General features: G+C 57.1%; 13 protein-coding genes. 6 read left to right on the forward strand and 7 right to left on the reverse strand.

Annotated elements, in window-relative coordinates:
- Positions 1-19: 19 nt before the first annotated feature.
- From D7M11_RS15120 to D7M11_RS15130, 3 genes are all read right to left on the reverse strand, one after another.
- Positions 20-1,015, reverse strand: a complete 996-nt coding sequence (locus D7M11_RS15120) for a hydroxyacid dehydrogenase (RefSeq protein ID WP_120748079.1) — start codon at positions 1,013-1,015, stop codon at positions 20-22.
- Between the two features lie 37 nt (positions 1,016-1,052).
- Positions 1,053-2,372, reverse strand: coding sequence for an ABC transporter substrate-binding protein (locus D7M11_RS15125; protein ID WP_158606622.1), 1,320 nt, complete (start codon positions 2,370-2,372; stop codon positions 1,053-1,055).
- A 434-nt stretch (positions 2,373-2,806) separates the two neighbouring features.
- Entirely contained in the window at positions 2,807-4,093 is a 1,287-nt protein-coding gene (locus D7M11_RS15130; protein WP_120748081.1) for an AGE family epimerase/isomerase, read from the reverse strand.
- 290 nt (positions 4,094-4,383) lie between these two features.
- Here D7M11_RS15130 and D7M11_RS15135 point away from each other — a divergent pair, with 290 nt between their 5' ends.
- Positions 4,384-5,199: an AraC family transcriptional regulator gene (locus D7M11_RS15135; protein WP_120748082.1), complete on the forward strand. Its 816-nt coding sequence runs from the start codon at positions 4,384-4,386 to the stop codon at positions 5,197-5,199.
- A gap of 29 nt (positions 5,200-5,228) precedes the next feature.
- On the opposite strand, the gene D7M11_RS15140 is transcribed toward D7M11_RS15135, so the two are convergent.
- Entirely contained in the window at positions 5,229-6,275 is a 1,047-nt protein-coding gene (locus D7M11_RS15140; protein WP_120748083.1) for an oligogalacturonate lyase family protein, read from the reverse strand.
- 44 nt (positions 6,276-6,319) lie between these two features.
- On the reverse strand, positions 6,320-8,461 hold the full coding sequence (locus tag D7M11_RS15145) for a ligand-binding sensor domain-containing protein (RefSeq protein ID WP_120748084.1): 2,142 nt from the start codon (positions 8,459-8,461) through the stop codon (positions 6,320-6,322).
- Positions 8,462-8,793: 332 nt separating this feature from the next.
- Between D7M11_RS15145 and D7M11_RS15150 the strand changes: the two genes are divergently transcribed.
- The 3 genes from D7M11_RS15150 (at position 8,794) to D7M11_RS37105 (ending at position 9,873) form a co-directional block, all read left to right on the forward strand.
- The gene (locus D7M11_RS15150) at positions 8,794-9,219 is read left to right on the forward strand and encodes a VOC family protein (RefSeq protein ID WP_338042492.1); all 426 of its coding nucleotides are present in this window, start codon (positions 8,794-8,796) and stop codon (positions 9,217-9,219) included.
- 1 nt (position 9,220) lies between these two features.
- Positions 9,221-9,559: a hypothetical protein gene (locus D7M11_RS37100; RefSeq protein WP_120748086.1), complete on the forward strand. Its 339-nt coding sequence runs from the start codon at positions 9,221-9,223 to the stop codon at positions 9,557-9,559.
- A gap of 149 nt (positions 9,560-9,708) precedes the next feature.
- Complete coding sequence (locus D7M11_RS37105; protein WP_158606623.1) at positions 9,709-9,873, forward strand: hypothetical protein; 165 nt, start codon at positions 9,709-9,711, stop codon at positions 9,871-9,873.
- A 259-nt stretch (positions 9,874-10,132) separates the two neighbouring features.
- Here the strand turns inward: D7M11_RS37105 and D7M11_RS15160 are convergent, their stop codons facing one another.
- The gene (locus D7M11_RS15160) at positions 10,133-11,464 is read right to left on the reverse strand and encodes an ABC transporter substrate-binding protein (RefSeq protein ID WP_120748087.1); all 1,332 of its coding nucleotides are present in this window, start codon (positions 11,462-11,464) and stop codon (positions 10,133-10,135) included.
- Between the two features lie 34 nt (positions 11,465-11,498).
- Positions 11,499-13,046, reverse strand: coding sequence for an FAD-dependent oxidoreductase (locus D7M11_RS15165; protein ID WP_120748088.1), 1,548 nt, complete (start codon positions 13,044-13,046; stop codon positions 11,499-11,501).
- Between the two features lie 239 nt (positions 13,047-13,285).
- Here D7M11_RS15165 and D7M11_RS15170 point away from each other — a divergent pair, with 239 nt between their 5' ends.
- Positions 13,286-13,702 (forward strand): LytR/AlgR family response regulator transcription factor, encoded by a 417-nt coding sequence (locus D7M11_RS15170; RefSeq protein WP_120748089.1) that lies wholly within the window; start codon positions 13,286-13,288, stop codon positions 13,700-13,702.
- A 98-nt stretch (positions 13,703-13,800) separates the two neighbouring features.
- On the forward strand, positions 13,801-16,839 hold the full coding sequence (locus D7M11_RS15175) for an ATP-binding protein (protein WP_120748090.1): 3,039 nt from the start codon (positions 13,801-13,803) through the stop codon (positions 16,837-16,839).
- Positions 16,840-16,936: the final 97 nt, after the last annotated feature.

Here is a 16,936-nt window from a genome sequence, read left to right on the forward strand (position 1 = left end):
CGGAAGTCTTCTTATGAATTTAGGCCAAAACGGCAAGCTGCTCTTCCTTCACTTCGCCTTCGAGGCTGCCGCCGGACAGCATCCGGCTCAGCTCATCGATCGCAAACTGGCCCAAGCGGCGAACGCCGTTATTGACGGCTCCGGCAATATGCGGCGTCAGGATGCAGTTCGGCAGGCTGCGCAGCGGGGAGTCGGCCGCCGGCGGCTCCGGGTCGGTGACGTCCAGACAGGCGAACAGCCTTCCCTGCTGCAGCTCCTTGATCAGAGCTTCCTCGTCCACGATCGATCCTCGCGCCGTATTGATCAGGATCGCGTCGTCCTTCATGAGCGCGAACTTTGCGGCATTCAGCATTTTATACGTTTCCGGAATGGACGGAGCATGGATGGAAACGACGTCGCTTAGGCGGAGCAGCTCATCCAGCTCCAGCTTCGTCACACCTAGCGCTTTCGCCTGCTCAGTCGTAAGAACCGGATCGTAGACGACGATCGACACTTCAAAGCAACGCAGCAGCTCCATATAATGCCGGCCCGCCTTGCCTGCTCCGATCACACCGATCGTAATCTGATACAGCTCGCTAATCCGCTCCTTGCCCGCGTTCCAGCCGCCTTCGCGCGTCGTCTGCGTCAGCCGCCACATATTTTTGAGCGAGGCGATCGTGAGCCCCAGAGCCGTCTCGGCAACTCCTCTGCCGAGCGGCCCGTTGCCGCTCGACACTCGAATGCCGCGCTGCCACAGCTCCGGCGTGACGATTCCTTTCACCGTCCCCGCCGCATGAAAAACCGCCTTCAAATTGGGAGCCTGCTGCAAAATGTCCGTAGTCAATTTGGAGCAGCCCCAAGACGTGATCGCATAATCGGCGCCGCGGATGAAGCGCGCCAGTGTTTCCGGCGTCGGATAACCGTCCAGGTCGTTACGCACAACTGTACCGATGGCCTCCAATTGCTTCCACTGCATTTCTCCGAAAATCCGTTTCTGTGTGACGGGGTCCGGCAGTACGGCTATTGTAATTCCCATGATGTTCCCCAGCTCCTATCCGCTTTTTCTTGCCTGTTTATTTGGCTTTCGCTTTTTCCTCTTCAAGGGCGGCCTTCAGTTTCTCGTCGATCTCGCGAAGCGCCGTGTTAATATCCTTTTTGCCTTGCGCGACCTCTACAAACGTGTTGCCGATCAGGCCTTGCTGCGTGGCTCCCGGTACGGTGACCTCGCCCATTTTGCGCTTCGGCGTATAGTTCGCAGGCTTGTAATAGTTGATGGCGTTCATGTTCTTCTTGCTGTAGATCGGGTCGGACTGGCCAAGCACCTTCGCGATCTCCGGATTGTTCAGCGTCGTCGGAATGCCCCGCTTCGAGTCGGCCAGCTGCGATTCGTCGGACAGCATCGCCATAATCATCTCGAACGCTTCGTCCTTGTGCTTGCTCGTGTTCGTAATCGACCAGTACGCCGGTCCGCGCTGCGGCATCAGATCGGGACCGTCCTTGAACTTCGGATAAGAAACGAGATCCCAGTTCACTTCCGGCGGAATGACAAGATAAATGTTATGCTGGTTCGTCATCAGCCCTACGTTGCCTTTGTTGAACGCTTTGTCCTCGAGGCTCGGGTTGGCTTCGATCGTATTATTCGGAATTTGGTAAAAGCGCAGCAGGTTTTGGTACAGCGTGCTCCATTTGGCCGAATCGGCGAGTCCGGTTCCTTTCGGATCTAGGATCGGCAGCGACAGCACGTTATCCCGCAGCGTATTGGTCGGATTGGCGCTGAAGCCGCGGTATACCGTTCCGCCGTCCGTGCGCGTCATTTTTTTGGCCAACTCGTAGAGTTCATCCCAAGTCATGCCGTTCTTCGGATAAGCGACTCCGAATTTATCGAACAAGTCCTTATTGTAATAAGTCGCCTGCGGGAAGTACGGAGGCACCGGCAAACCGTACAGCGCGCCCGTTCCGCCGGCATCGATGATTTCATCAAGGAATACTTTGGTGAAGCGGTTCGTGTCATACTTGTATTTTTTGACGAGTTCGGACATATCGTAATGGATCTTGTAGTCCATATACCCGGTTTGCAGGGTCGGGACGTCGGTTCTGATAATGTCCGGAATTTTGTTCGCCGCAACCAGATCGGCAATCGTCTGCCCCTTGCCGCTCATAATGTACTCGATCGTCACGTGCGGGAATTTCGTCTTCAGCGTTTCGCTGAAACGATCGTTGAATTCCTTCTCCGATACGCCCGCAGTAAAGATGACCATCGTGTACGGGTCCTTCGGCTTCTCTTCCTTCTTCGTATCCGTGCTTCCGCTTGCCGAGCCTCCTCCCTGGCCGCCGCCGCATGCGGTAACCAGCACCGAAAATGTAAGCGCCACCAAACCTGCTTTTACCTTCATCGCGTTTCCCCCCATGTCCAACACTTGTTTTCATACCGATAGTCCAATGAAAATGATTGCGCTTTCAAAACGTGCCGGTGCGTGTTTCCGGCCCGCTCACCTCCCTTGCCAGCGCCAGTACTCGGGGTCGTGCATGAGACGCCAACTGGTTCCGTCTGGTTCCTCACACTTTTCATCTCCATTGTAGAAAGCGCTTTTATTTTTGTCAACTGGTTTATTTCCAAAATCCAACAAAATTTTTGCCATCATCTGAAAAACCCTTATTATACAAGCTTTTATTCGCATCACACCTTGTTAAGTCGCGAAACATTATGTTATTACTGGTTCCTTTATAAAATCATTATGGAACCACAAAAAAGAAGAGTCCTCTTCGGTGAAGAGGGCTCTTCTCTTAAGCGCGGCTTGTATGAACGGTACCCCAGCGGTAGTCGGCTTTAAGCGCGTTTCATCGCTCCAAGCAGCTCGATCAAATAAATGACGTTGCGGATAATATGATAAGGGTCTTTGACCGGGAGGGCGACAACCTTCTGGATCGGCTCGCCGTTTCTCATCCGGATCTGAATCCACTCCCCGACGGTTTCGTCCGGATTCGGAAACGTGCGGAACGTATACTCGTGAATGCGCCTGTAATCGTCCAGAAACGCCTCGTCCTTCGTAATCCCGTAACAGAGCATCGTCGTGTAAAGCGCCTCGGAGTGCGGCCACCACAGCTTGTTGTCCCAATTGTCGCGGATTTGCCGCACCATGCCTGTTTGCTCGGTTCCGGCCGTATCGCCGTGCGGCTTGCCGCCGTCGCGGTCGACGAACAGAAGCAGCCCGCCGTATTCGGCGTCCCAGCCGATCTCGACCATTTTCCGGGTCGTGCGTGCGGCCTTCCCGACATACCGCTCAAGCCCCAGCTTCCGGGCGGCATGAATAATAAACCACATATCCTCGATCGAGTGTCCCGGATTGCAGTACCGCCCCAGCAAGGAATCGACCCGCACTAGATCGGTCCCGATCATTTCGTTTAGAACCCCGCTGTCGTCGATAAACCGCTCCGTAATCTCGTCCATAAACCGCAGCATGTTGACGCGCAAGGCGGCGGCTTCGGACGGATCGCCGCACGGCGCTTCCTCGACTTCCAGCAGCTCCTGGGTCACATTCAGCAAAATCATCGGAATGTTGTGCGACTTGTACCCTTCCGGCGTCGGATACGGCGCCATCTGGTAGCTGCCGCTGTCGATCCGGCCCATAATCGAGCGGTACAGCTTGCGGGCGAAGCCGACGCTCTCCTTGTCGCCGGACACGGCGCCGTATTTGGCAAGACCCGCCACCACGAAGCAATCGGCGAAAATGCTCGAATCGAACCGGTCCGCCGGATCGTTCCGCTTCGGCCGCCCCTGCTTGTCCATAATAAAGGTGCAGTTGCCGTTTTCCAGCAGGGCGTGATCGATCAAAAAGCGCACGCCGTGCGCGGCCAGCTCGAGAAACTCCCGCTTCTCGGCTTCGCCGAACGTATCCGTATCCATGGCGGCCAGCTTCGCGTACATCCAGACGAACCGGCCCTGCGACCACGTATATTTGTCCGTGGATACGAGCGTCGCTCCCGTATTGTCGTAACAGTTGAAGTAGCCGCCGTCCTCCCGGTCGGTCGATCGCAGCCAGAACGTCAACAGCACCCGTTTCAGATGATCCTCATAAAAGCCAAGCAGCTCGCCTGCATCGAATGGTTGCTTCATGCTTCTTCTCGTCTCCTTCATGGAAGCTGTGGTTGCCTTCTGATTCCCAAATACTTATCTGTAATTCGCCGGACCGGCTCCATTCCCTGCAAAAAAAAGGCGAATATGCGGCGGCTCCGTGCAAAAGACACGCACAGTCGGATTGGCATCGCCTCACTGGGAAAGCACAGGACAGGATTGTAAACAAGGCGCTCGCGGGGAACGGCAGGGGTGACATAGGAAGCAGGAATTTCGGATCGGTTCGTCGAATGAAAGGGGATACATTCGGAGTTTACGGGGGATGAAGCCAGGTGGGAGCGGTATACCCTATATCGGTCAGCTATCAAGCGTATTGGAAAGAAAAGCCGCATTTCATCAAGAATTCCGCCAACGAACCGCGCTGGCTCATGTTCGCCGTCGAGGAAGGGCGCTTCTCGTACGAAATCGACGGCCACGCGGGCGAAGCCGAAGGCGGCGACATCGTCGTTTGCCCTCCGAACCTGCCGTTTCGCCGCGAAATGATTTCGCCGCTGTCGTTTCACTATTTCATTTTCAGCTATGACAAGAACGACACGGAGGCGGAGCGGCGCACGATCGATTTGCTCCGCCGTCTGTATGCGTTCAAGTATACCGCAAGCGAACAGGAAAGATTGTACAATACGTACCGGCAGCTGCACCGCCTTATGCGCCTTCAGGATGAGCAGAGCAAGACGTGGCTGCAGCATTTCGCCAACGATATTTGGCTGCTGTTCCGCATCGAAGCGGAAAGCCTCGCTCAGTACGACAATCTCGCCGAGGACAAGCTGATGAAGGAAGCGAGGGCGATGATCGACCATCATGCGTTCCGCGACATCCGCCTGCAGGACGTGGCCGCCTTTCTGCATATTCACCCCGTTCAGCTCAGCCGGCGGTTCCAGCACGTATTCGGCATGTCGCCCTCCCGCTATCTCGTCTCGCTGCGGATGGAGAAGGCGAAAAATTTGCTCGTGCAGTCCGAGTACACGATCGATCATATCGCCAGACTGTGCGGGTACGAGAACGGCTTCTACTTCAGCCGCGTCTTTACTGCGTACAGCAAGATGAACCCGTCCCAGTACCGCAAAAAGCACAGCCTCGCTTCGTTATGACCCAGCTGCCCGCCGCCCGGCAGCCGCCGCTACTCTGCCGCAAGCTCCGCCAGCATCTCCTCCGGCACGGCGGCCAAATACACATTCGGCATCCCGGTGCGGTCCGAGTTGAACGCGACCCATCGTCCGTCCGGGCTGAACGACGGATGCGGGTGACTCCACTGCGGATGTCCCGACGAGCTGTCGGAGCGGCACAGCATTTTGTACTTTTTCGTCGCCACGTTCATCAGTTGGATGCCGTGATCGGGCCAGTTTGTATCCGATACGATCCATTTACCGTCCATGCTGCACGAGCCGTGCCAAAAATGCTCCCCGGTGTACAGTTCCGTCTTCTCTTCGCCCTCGGCCGTAATCGCGATACCGCGATGCTCGCTCGACAGGTTGGACATGATCCGCTTCGTCGAACCGAGCCACATCCAGTGCCCGTTGCCGTGAGGCAGCTCCAGCGGACGCAGGTTGCTGCCGTCCGCGTTCAGCAGCCAGATGTTCCGCTGCAGCCCGTCCGCCTTGCGCTGGAAGGCGATCGTGCCTCCTGCCGACGGCTCCACCTGCGTATGGCTGATCGAATCCGACTGCCTGTACACGATATCCGCTTCCCTGCCGTCCGTGGAAATCCGCACGATGCCTTTGCCGCCGCCGCGAAGCTCGACTTCCGCCACATAGTACCGGTCGTCGAACGTCAAGCTGCCGAGGCCCGCCGAGGCAACCTCGTCCATGGGGGCGATGACTTCCTCCTCGAACGTGGCGAGCGACACCCGCCGGAACGCTCCTTCCGCAATAAAATACAGCCATTTGCCGCAGTACGATAAAATATCGCCGCCGATTCCCGGCCGGTCGGTCACCTGGATCAAATTCATGCCGTCCGTATCGACCCGGAAAATATCGATTTGGGAATCGCGGTGCGAGGCCTTGTACGAGTGGAACACGAGCGTTTTGGAATCGGGCGTAAACGCATTAACATGAAAGTAAAGCTTCATGTTGACGGTCGGAAAAGCAGTCAGCTTCGTAATGCTCACGCCGGTTTCGCTGTCGGTCAAAAATTTACGCTCCGGGGAATACAGCTGTCCTCTGGCCATACGAACACCTCCTGGTATCGTGGCATGCGCGCGGCATGCGGTATTTACTGCTGCGGCTCGGCGATCAGGTTATAATAGCGGGCGAGCCAGTACGGGTGCAGAAACATCGTGCCGTCCTCGGCCCATTTGTCGCTGCCCCCGTCGAGCCGGTACGGCGATTTGTCCGACTTGAGCAGCGGCCGCTCGTTCACCGGAAGCGGCGAATCGGCCAGGCCGCGGGACAAGTCCCTTCCACCGCGCAGATCGGCGCGGCTGCTGTTGACGACCTTATAGCAGATCAGATCGAGCGGCAGCTCCGCAAGGCTTCGAACCGCCGCCTCGATGTCGCACATGCGCCCGGTCAGTGCTCCATATACGGCGTTCCAGAGCGGGGATCGCTCGGGACGCTCCATCTGCCAATGCCGCTCCAGACTTATCGTATAGATCGAGCGCAGCTCGGGATCGTTTTCGTACAGGAGCAGCGGTATATACGCGTGAAAGGCGAGATTGTCGTCGATGCTGCCTGAGCTCGGATGTTTGGCAATTTTCTCGTCCAGCACGTTGAGCGCATAATGATGCCGGACGATGAGGTCGCGGTACGCGGCCTCGTAGCGTTCGTCGCCGGTTACGTGGGCGGCCGTCTTGAGGAAGGATAACAGCTCGAGCGAGTTGATGCCGCGCTGCTCCCACCATTTGGCGTCGTGATTCAGTCTGTGCGGTGACCAGACTCCCCATGTCGTCGGCAAGCCGTCGATATCCGTCAAGCAGAAGTCATGCTCCAGAATATGATCCGCTATCGCCCGGACGCCGGAGCGGATTCGCTCCTTATCGTCGTCATCCGCAGCTAGATCGTAAAATACCGCATAGGCGTAAAAATGACCCACGGCCTCGTCGCTGGACGCATCGCCCTTCCACTCCCACTCGCCGTCCGCCGACAAGCGCCATTCGTGGCGAGGTCCTTTCACGCCGAATTCCGGCTCCGAGCGATGAATGATCGAACGGGCTATAAAGCCGGGGCGGCCCGTAACCGCGAGCAGGTCCAGCATCGCGTGAACCGTCCGCTTGGCGCGCTCCCGCGCCTCGGCATCCCCGGTGACGGCGTATTTGTACGTTTGGGCGGCTGCGTAGTCCCCCGCCCACAAGCCGTCGTTATCGGATATTTCCACCTCGATGCTGTCCAGCTTGCAAGGCTCCTTCAGCCGGCCGCCGTTCACGTAGCCGAACCGCTTGTGATATTTCTCGATCAGACCGTCGTAGTAATCGGCTTTCTCCTGCAGCGACATCGGCCGCACCGTAAGCCTTGCGATTCCGTCCTCCGTGCCGATCCATACGTTATCGTCCGATTCGAGCGCGATCGCCCTCACGTTGTCATCGGGAAGCCACCGCTTCGAGGCGAAGTAGGACCAGACTCCGTCCTGTAGGCGGATGGCCCCGGCCGGCGTTCCGAACCAGCGACCTCCGGCCGATCCCGCCGCCATAACCCGGATGTCTTCCTGCGGCAGCCCCTTCGAGCCGTCGAGACGGTAAAAAAAGTCGGTATCGTCGTGGATGCAGACGCCCCGGTCCGTGCCGATCCAAACATGCCCCCATCGATCGGCCAGCAGGCAGGATGTACAGTCGCTGATCATCCCCGTCTCGCCCGCCGGGATATCGTACCAGCGCGGCCGTTTGCCAAGCAGCGCATACAGCCCCCGATCGGTTGCGAGATACACCCTGCGGCTGCCGAAGGCGGTCATGCCTCGCACCCCGGCTTCCCCGTATGCGCGCTCCTCCGTCCAGCCGCCGGATGTCAGGCTGTACAGCATCCCTCCGGAGGCGGCGAATAATGTGCCGTCCTCGTCCTGCGCCAGCGCCTGCACCGGTGCGCCGAACGGCTCTTGGTGGCGCCAGCGCCCGCTTTCCAGGCGGTAGAGCTCGCCGCCAACAGCAGCCCAAACGCCTTCCTGCCGGTCCGCAAACAGCATCGAGACCGGCTCTGCCGGAGGGCCGTGTGCGGCTGCCTCCCACCGCTCTCCGTCAAAACGCGCCAATCCGGCCGGAGTTCCGGCCCATACCTCGCCTTTCGCCGAGACGATCAGATGGGTTACGCGATCGGACGGCAGCCCGTCGGATGAGGTATAAAACCGCTTCTCCCACTGCGGATAACGGTCCAGCGTATAAGCCGGGCTTCGTTTCGTCATCGTGTTCGTGCTTGTTAGCGTCTTCATTTGCGGTATCCTTCCTTTGCTGCGGAATATGCAAATAAGTGAACCGATGTTTGGCAAGTCCGTTCCATGATGATCCGTGGTTCAACTTATCCAGTTGCCCGCCCGAATTAATTTAATCATAAAGAAATTAAATCGTTTTGTAAATCATGGAATTCGATATACACTTGCCCGTTGTGGGGAAAAATAGCAATTTGTAAGTAACGCGAGGGTAATCCTTGTTGTACAATCAGCTTGTACCTAACAAAAACGTCTATCGACGTAATTCAAAGATGAACGACCGCGTTTTAGCGAAGTTAACTTTCTGTATCGTTAACAAATGACGAATCGAAGGGATGAGTTTCATGACGGGAACGCTGAAGCCTTTTATCCGCTCGGAAGATGCAAGGAGTCAGGCCGATTTTTACGTACAGTGTTTCGGCGGGGAGATTGTTTCCGTGCTTACTCACGAACAAGCGATGGGCGCCCAGCATAACTTGAAGGACAAAGTGATGCATATGTGCTTGTCGGTGGCCGGCAGCAATTATATCTTTATGGCCGATTCGTTCGAGCCGGCGCCTCCCGGGCCCGGCATAGCCCTCAATATGGCATTCCAGACAGAGTCCGCTGCGAGAGAAGCGTTCGCGGGCCTTGCGGTAGGCGGCCGTGTGATCGCTCCGCTGGACATGCAGCCTTTCGGTATGTACTATGGGGAACTTACCGACAAATACGGAGTGACCTGGATGATAACAGCCGAGCGGGGAGCATCGCCCAAAGCGTAAAGTGAAAATATGGATATGGACCGCAGCCTGTTGCCTTGCAGCCATAATAGGGCTCGCCTTAACGTTCGGCACTTCATACCCTCTAACGGTACCGCGCGCGTTACTTGCCATAGAAGCCGGGCAAGCGCGGGTGGTGCCGCTTACGCCCGACGCCGTCAAGCTGGTAGCCAGAAGAGGGCCGTCCGAGCAGCAGTTGACCTCTTTTCTGGGGCAGCGCGGCTGGACGTATAAGGAGACGCTGGAGGGCCGGATCGTGTACGAAAAGGAAGGTATCACCCTTAGTGCCGCTTCCCGGTTCCGGCGCGGGTACTGGTGGTACGACCTGGACAAGGCCCCCTGACGGGTGGAGGAGCCCCTATTCATCTTTGCGACGGAAAAACCGCCCGAAGTCACCTTCGGACGAAGCCCCCGTCCGACTAAAAAAGCCTTCCGCTCACGGAAAGGCTTTTTGCTTCACCTGCGCCGGTATGTCGATCGGAGGGTCCCTGCATGACCAGCAGCAAGTTAGCCGGTGGAAAAGCAAAATATAGCGGAGCCGATTTTCCGCTATTTGCTCGTCCTTGCGGCATTTTGACGGATAACGGAACTCGTTTTCCGCTATCCCCTCCCAAGTACGCAGATTTCTGCGGGATCCGGCGCCTTTTCCCAAAATAACGGAAAAGGTGTTCCGTTATCTCACCGGTTTCGCGTTTTCCCTTGTTTTAACGGAACTTTTACTTCCGTTATCGCCCTGTCGGCGCCGCTTCGCCAGCTATAGCGGAACTTTCACTTCCGCTTCCGCTCCCCTGCCCCTGAATCCCGGCAGGATATATACTTTCTTATCTTTGCACGAAAACCGCCCGAAGTCGCGCTTCGGACGGTTTTCTCTGCCTTTTGACGGCCACCAGCCCGCCGTATTTTCGCCCAGACCGGCTTATTTCTTGTTCTGGTTCAAATATTCCTCGATTTTTTTCTTCGATTCCTCTTCCGCCTGCCGCATGGCCGTATTGATATCGACCGCGCCCTGCCAGATTTGTGTGCCGTATTTGGCATAAATATTGACAAGCTCGGCGTCGTACAGCGCCTTTGGCGGAATCGGGGCCGGGGCGTTTTGGAGAATCGCCTTGAAGTTTTTGGCCTTGAATTCGGATTCCTGACCGATTGCGTTTCGCACGGCGTCGCTTTTCAGCACCGGCATGATGCCTTTCTTGGCCAAGCTCGTTTGGAATTCGTCGCTCGTCATATACGCGAGCACTTCCATCGCCGCTTCCTTGTTTTTGGCGATGCTCGTAATGCCGAAGTTGATCGAATTGATCTGCGAGCCGACGCCAGGCTTGTCGCTAAAGCTCGGCAGCGGCACCAGATCCCAGTCGACCTGCCTGAACTGGTCGCCCGAAATCGAGATGGCGCTTGAGATATACGCCATCATCGCGACATTTTTCTCTTTCAGGAACGTATTGCTGTCAGGGATCGTCTTGAGCGAGCCGGGCGACGACTGCGGATCGAGGAAGAACGTTTGGAAAAATTGCTTCCACAGATCGTTTTTGTTGATCGTCGGCGAGTTGCTGGCCAGATCGGCGTTCGGAATCGACAGCGGATTCATCCGCGTCACGAGCTGCGGGTTCATGCCGAAGCCGTAATATTGCACGCCACCGTCTTCGCGGGTCAGCTTTTTCGCCGTCTCGGACATTTGGTTCCAGGTCATATTGCTGGTCGGGTAAGCTACGCCGAACTTATCGAAGATCGACTTGTTGTAATATAACACGAGGTTGTTGCCGTATACGGGCAAGCTGTACATTTTGCCGCCGGACAGCTGTTTGATCGCATCGATCGTCGTCGATTCGAAACGGCTCACATCGACCTTCTGCGCCTTCATCAGATCGGTCATATCATAGAGCAGCCCGAGCGGGGTCAAAAAGTTCTCATAAAAGCCGACCGCGTGATACGTAATGTCGAAGCGGGTTCCCGACGTGACCAGATCCTGAAGCGTCATGCCCTTCTGGTTGAAAATGTACTTGATCGTGTAGTCCGGGAACTTCTTGCGGATCATGTCCCCGAAGCGGAAATTAAAGCTTTCCTCGGAATCGCCGTTGATCGCGTAAAATACGAGCTCTACCGGCTCCTTCGGTGCTGCTGGAGGCTTCGCTTGCCCCGGCTGGCCTGCGCTCTCTGTAGTTTCGGAGCCTTTGGAACAGGCCGCAAGCGATGCGGCCGTGAGGCAAAGGGCAAGCGTAAGCGATCCTGCCTTGATTATTGTTTTGCGCATATAGACACCCCTAATCGTTAATAGTATCGCCTCGTCAAACCGTCAAAGCTTGACCGTCCTGCAATAGCCGCTGCCGCAATACGGCGTAATCGACATCCTGCACCGCGCGCCCTTCCGCCAGCGCGATCGCGGCAGCCGTGGCGGCGGATTGACCGAGCACCATAAACACCGGCTCCATCCGGATCGAGCCGTAGGCGATATGCGACGAGGACAAGCATACGGGGACCAGCAGGTTCGTGCATTCGTCCCCCTTCGGTACGATCGCCCGATACGAGACCGGATACGGACCCGGTACCCCGATCTCCACATCGCCCTCGTTCACACAGCGGCCGTCCATGACAAGCCTGCGGCAGTTATGCGAATCCATCCCGTACGAAGCGAGCCCGATCGAATCATCCGCGACGTGATAGCCGAGACAGTGGTTCTGATTCATCACCACGTCGCCGATCATCCGTCTCCCTTCCCGCACGTACAAGTAATGCGGCCAGTTTGCCGTGCTCGTGAATTCATCCGCCGGCAGCCCCCACTTGCGAGCCTCGTCGCGAATATGACGGGGAACGCTTTCATCGTTCGCTAAAAAATACAGCAGCCCAAGATTGTGGTGGACATGCTCCTGGAAGATGCGTTCGCGCGTCGAATAGTCGCCTTCCGGCCATTCGTGGTTCATGCCGATATGGTCGGTGCTGACCCCGCCGAAGTTGTTTAGGTCCGTCTTCGCATTCGGCATCGGCTTGTGCAGCGTCAGGGCGTCCCAGACGCCGGCGCGCAAATAACGCGACAAAAGCGTGAATTTGGCCGGATCGTAGTTGGGCGGCGCGGGAAATGCGACCTTGTTGTCTTCGCGGTCGGTCAGGCAGATGCGGAAATTGTACGCCTGAATGGACCGGTCTCCCTGTCCCTGCACGCCCGGCGCTTCGGCCGAAATCCCGTGCAGCAGTCCGCTGTCGGGCTTCCCTTCCAAGACGAACGGATCAACCCAAGCCCGGAACGTATGGTGCGGCGAACCGAACTGGATGCCGTTCCACGTTTCCCGGTAAACGGTGTTCGCTTCGCGGCCGACATGGTACGAGACGCCTGCGCGAGCGAACAAATCCCCTTCGTAGGTAGCGTCGATAAAAGCTCCGGCGCGGAACACGTTGCCGTTTTCCATCGTAATCTGCTCGATCCGTCCGTCCCGCTTCTCCACCTGCGCGAGATGCTGCCCGAAGTAAACCGGAACGCCCGCCTTCTCCATCCACCCGTTAAAAATCGCTTCCGCCACATGCGGCTCCATGAACCAGGCGGTCCCGTCTTCCTCGTCGGTTCCGTAATGGCGTCCGAGCTCCTGGTAAAACTCGCGGGCGATGCCCCCGATCGAATATTTGCGGCCGAAATCGGTCCGGCCGAGTCCGCTTGCCGTCAGTCCGCCCAGATGGCGGCCGAATTCGGCGATTACGACGGAAAGTCCCATGCGGCTCGCTTGTACGGCGGCGGCAATGCCTGCCGGCGTCCCGCCGTATATACACAAATCTGCGCTCACCAGCTCAGGCCGCTCCAGCTTCTCAGCCGGCGTGTAATAACGCAAATTGGTAAAATCGGTCAACGTAAGTCCCCCCTGATAGTCAGTATCGATTAGATGAAGATGCCGTTTCCTTACTCCATCAGCTTAACGGAACGTTCCGCCCGGCGAACATGCACAATCTGAATTCGTTTTGTACAATTTTACACGCCGCTTCGTTGACACGGAACAACCCGTTCCCTGGGCGCTCTTGTAAACTCAATTGCTCATTGCGCATAGGGCGCGGAGTTCTCTATAATCGTAAATGACAAGAGGTGATCGTTATGGTTCGCGCCATCTTGATCGACGATGAAGAGAACGCGCTGGACTTACTGGATATTTTGCTGCGCCAGATCGGAGGCGTCGATGTGGTCGGTCGGTATACGGACCCCTGCCGGGCGCTGGAAGACGCCTGCGGCCTGCAGCCGGACGCCGTTTTCCTAGATATCCACATGCCGGGCATGCTCGGTACGGACACCGCCAGATGCTTCAGCTCGGCCCTGCCCCGCGCTCACATTGTGTTTACGACGGCTTTTGCCAAATACGCCGTGGAAGCGTTCGACATCAAGTCGATCGACTATTTGGTAAAGCCGATTACAGCCGAGCGGCTGCGGCTTACGGTTGCCCGGCTGGTCGCGGCGGACAAGCGTTACTTACCGGGAGCCTGCTCGCAGCCTGAGCATGGCGGACAAGCGCGATGAGAGTGAAACACTTGCAACCGCCGGGGCTCCCGTCCGAACATACAAAACGAAACGGCCGTTCAGCCGGCAGGCCAGCCAAACATAGATGAGGGAGACCGATGAAGAAAAAAATTGCGGCGGCGCTCGTGACGCTTGCCATTATGGTTGCAACGTACGGACTATTTTTCCTGTACGTGTCCGCGAACACGGAACGGTCCCCGGAAGCGTCGGGCGGCCTGCTCGATTTGACGCAGTGGAGCTTTGACCGCAAAGGCGTCGTCGCCCTGGACGGGGAGTGGGATTTTTATCCGAACCGGCTTGTTTCCGGGTATGACGTTTCCGCCTTTGCTCCGCCTGCCGACCAAACGATCAAGGTCCCCGGGTCCTGGTCCGATCAGATGGATATATACGGGATGGGCTCCTACCGCCTGCGCCTGAAGGTGGACGACGACGCACCTATCTTCGGACTCAAAACGTCGACGATACAAATCGCCAACCGGATTTTCGTGAACGGGGAAGAGATCGGGGCGAGCGGCAGCCCCGCTGCGGACAAGTCGCAGTACACGGCGAAAAACGCGGCGTATGTCAGTTATTTTCGGCTGGAGCCGGGCTGGAACGACATTATCGTGCACGTCGCCAACTACGAATTAAAAGCGGGAAGCGGCATCACCGAATCGATCTTTCTCGGGCATGCCGATCAAATCTCCGCTCTCCGCGAGAAGGCGCTTGCACACGACTGGATTACGGTCTCGATCTTTCTTATTATCGGTCTTTACTTTATCGGCTTCTTCGCACTGCGCAAAAACGACTATTCCCTGCTTGCCTTCGGTTTGCTGTGCGTGCTCATTGCGGTCTTTTCCAGCACGCGGGGCGAACGGATTTTGTTCTCCTTATTCGGCCCGGTCCCGTTCTGGCTTTTTCTTCGTATCCAGATTTTCTCTGCGCAGAGCATCGGCCTCGGTTTTTTGCTGTACGTGTATACGGCGTTTCGCCCTTACTGCTCCAAACGGCTGATCCGGTTTGGCGTTGTTCTCGGCGTCATTCTGATCGTCCTGTCGCTCGGGTTCGTCGTCGAGTTGAATAACGGGCTGTACCGCCAGTTGACCACGGTTTATGCGACGCTCCCCCTTTTATACGCGACCTATATTTTTGTGCTGGCGTCGTTTCATAAGGTTGAAGGAAGCCTTTATCTGGTCATCGGGGCGATCGCCCTGCACGTCCATTCGCTCGTGCAAAACATGAATGTGTATTTTGCGGTGCCGATCTACATGTCCGCTCCACTCGAGTCGTTCCTCTTCCTGCTGATGCTCTCTCTGCTCATGTCGCTCCGGTTCTCGAACGCCTTCCGCAAAGTTGAAGAGCTTTCCGTGCAGCTGCTGAAGGCGGATAAGCTGAAGGATGAGTTTCTCGCCCGAACGTCCCACGAATTCAAGACGCCGCTGCACGGCGTTATGAACATTTCCAAGGCGATGCTGGCCGATCCGGTTCACCGGCTGGACGCGCAGCAGGAAGAGCGGCTGCGGCTGATTACGAACATTACGGAAAGGCTGTCCCAGCTCGTCTACGATATTTTGGACTTGTCCAAGCTGAAGCAGGGCGAGCTCGTGATCCATCCCGTGCCGGTAGATACCCGCTCTGTCGTCGACGTGCAGATGAGGATGTACGCCTATTTGTCCGCCGACCGGAGCATCGGTATCGAGAACCTCGTTCCCGAGCAGCTCCCTTACGCCCTTGCCGATGAAAGCCGTCTCAGCCAGATTATAGGCAATTTGCTGGACAACGCGGTCAAGTACACGAGGCAGGGGAATGTTACGGTGACGGCGGCCGAACGGGGCGGGACGATCGAGGTGACCGTACGGGATACGGGTCAGGGCATGGATGAGCTGCAACTCCCGCATATCTTCGAGCCGTTCCGAACGTTCGAAACGAATACGGGGCAGCATGGCTTCGGTCTCGGCTTGCCTATCGTCAAGCAGCTCGTCGAGCTTCAGAACGGCACCATCTCGGTCCAATCGACTCCCGGCGCGGGCACCTCGTTTACCTTCACGCTCCCGGCCGCCGAACGGGGCAGCAAGCGGGCCCTGACGGACGATCGCGGAAGCCGTTTGCCGGTCAAGACGGCGGAATACACCTTTCCGACACCGTACTATTCGGAGCGGAAGGGCAACTATACGGTGCTGATCGCCGACGATCAGTTTTCCAATCTGAAGGTGCTGATCGACGCGCTGCAGCCGCTCGATTGCAGCGTCATCGCCGTCAAAAACGGCTACGAAGCGATCGAGCAGATCGAGCAGCCGAACACGATCCGTCTGGCGATTCTCGATCTGATGATGCCGGGCCTGTCCGGGTATGAGGTATGCCAGCGCATCCGCCGCAAATATTCGATGCTCGAGCTTCCCGTTCTGATGGTGACCGCGGCGATTCAGCCGCAGGACAAGGTTGCCGCCTTCGAGGCGGGGGCAAACGACTTTTTGCCGAAGCCGTTCGATCTGTCGGAGCTGCGGGCGCGGGTAAGCAGTTTGCTTACGCTGAAGGAGCTGCTCGGCAAAGCGGTCGATCTCGAGGTTGCGTTTCTGCAATCGCAGATCAAGCCTCATTTTTTATATAACGTCCTTAACAGTATCGTCGCCTTGAGCCACACGAATATGGAACGGTCGAGAACGCTGACTACCGATCTGGCAAGCTACTTGCGCGGCAGCTTCCGCTTCAGCAATCTGGACATATCCGTCCTGTTCCGGGAAGAGCTTCACTTGATCGAGACATATCTCCATATCGAACAGGCACGGTTTAAAGACCGCATCCGGTTCGAATCCGATATAGCGCCCGATATGCTGGACGCCGCGATCCCTCCGCTGCTGCTTCAGCCGCTAATCGAAAATGCGGTCCGCCACGGCATCGGCCAAAAACCAGAGGGCGGGACGGTCAAACTGTCGGCGTATACCGCCGAGGGACATCACCTCTTTAGGATCGAGGACGATGGAGTCGGCATGGATCGCGAACAGCTCGGCAGACTGTTCGACTACGAGTCGCAGGAGCAGAATGGCGTTGGCCTACTCAACATCAACAAGCGGCTGAAATACAAGTACGGAACGAAGCTGGAGCTGGAAAGCGCGCCCGGCCGCGGTACGAAAGTGACCGTGCGGATTCCCGCCGAGTAGGGCCGAAGCGGGACAAGCTGAGGGCTTCGGCAGGCAGTTGGTGCCTGCTTGGAAACATTCCTTGAAATACCGTTACTATGAAACAGATAGTCGATAC

This window comes from Paenibacillus ginsengarvi (assembly GCF_003626695.1).
In the GTDB taxonomy this organism is placed as follows: Bacteria; Bacillota; Bacilli; order Paenibacillales; family NBRC-103111; genus Paenibacillus_AB; species Paenibacillus_AB ginsengarvi.

Excerpts from the sequence above, each read along its gene's own strand:
- D7M11_RS15120 (WP_120748079.1), bottom strand. The coding sequence starts at position 1,015 with ATGGGAATTACAATAGCCGTACTGCCGGACCCCGTCACACAGAAACGG.
- D7M11_RS15125 (WP_158606622.1), bottom strand. The coding sequence starts at position 2,372 with ATGAAGGTAAAAGCAGGTTTGGTGGCGCTTACATTTTCGGTGCTGGTT.
- D7M11_RS15130 (WP_120748081.1), bottom strand. The coding sequence starts at position 4,093 with ATGAAGCAACCATTCGATGCAGGCGAGCTGCTTGGCTTTTATGAGGAT.
- D7M11_RS15140 (WP_120748083.1), bottom strand. The coding sequence starts at position 6,275 with ATGGCCAGAGGACAGCTGTATTCCCCGGAGCGTAAATTTTTGACCGAC.
- D7M11_RS15145 (WP_120748084.1), bottom strand. The coding sequence starts at position 8,461 with ATGAAGACGCTAACAAGCACGAACACGATGACGAAACGAAGCCCGGCT.
- D7M11_RS15150 (WP_338042492.1), top strand. The coding sequence starts at position 8,794 with ATGAGTTTCATGACGGGAACGCTGAAGCCTTTTATCCGCTCGGAAGAT.
- D7M11_RS37105 (WP_158606623.1), top strand. The coding sequence starts at position 9,709 with ATGACCAGCAGCAAGTTAGCCGGTGGAAAAGCAAAATATAGCGGAGCC.
- D7M11_RS15160 (WP_120748087.1), bottom strand. The coding sequence starts at position 11,464 with ATGCGCAAAACAATAATCAAGGCAGGATCGCTTACGCTTGCCCTTTGC.
- D7M11_RS15170 (WP_120748089.1), top strand. The coding sequence starts at position 13,286 with ATGGTTCGCGCCATCTTGATCGACGATGAAGAGAACGCGCTGGACTTA.
- D7M11_RS15175 (WP_120748090.1), top strand. The coding sequence starts at position 13,801 with ATGAAGAAAAAAATTGCGGCGGCGCTCGTGACGCTTGCCATTATGGTT.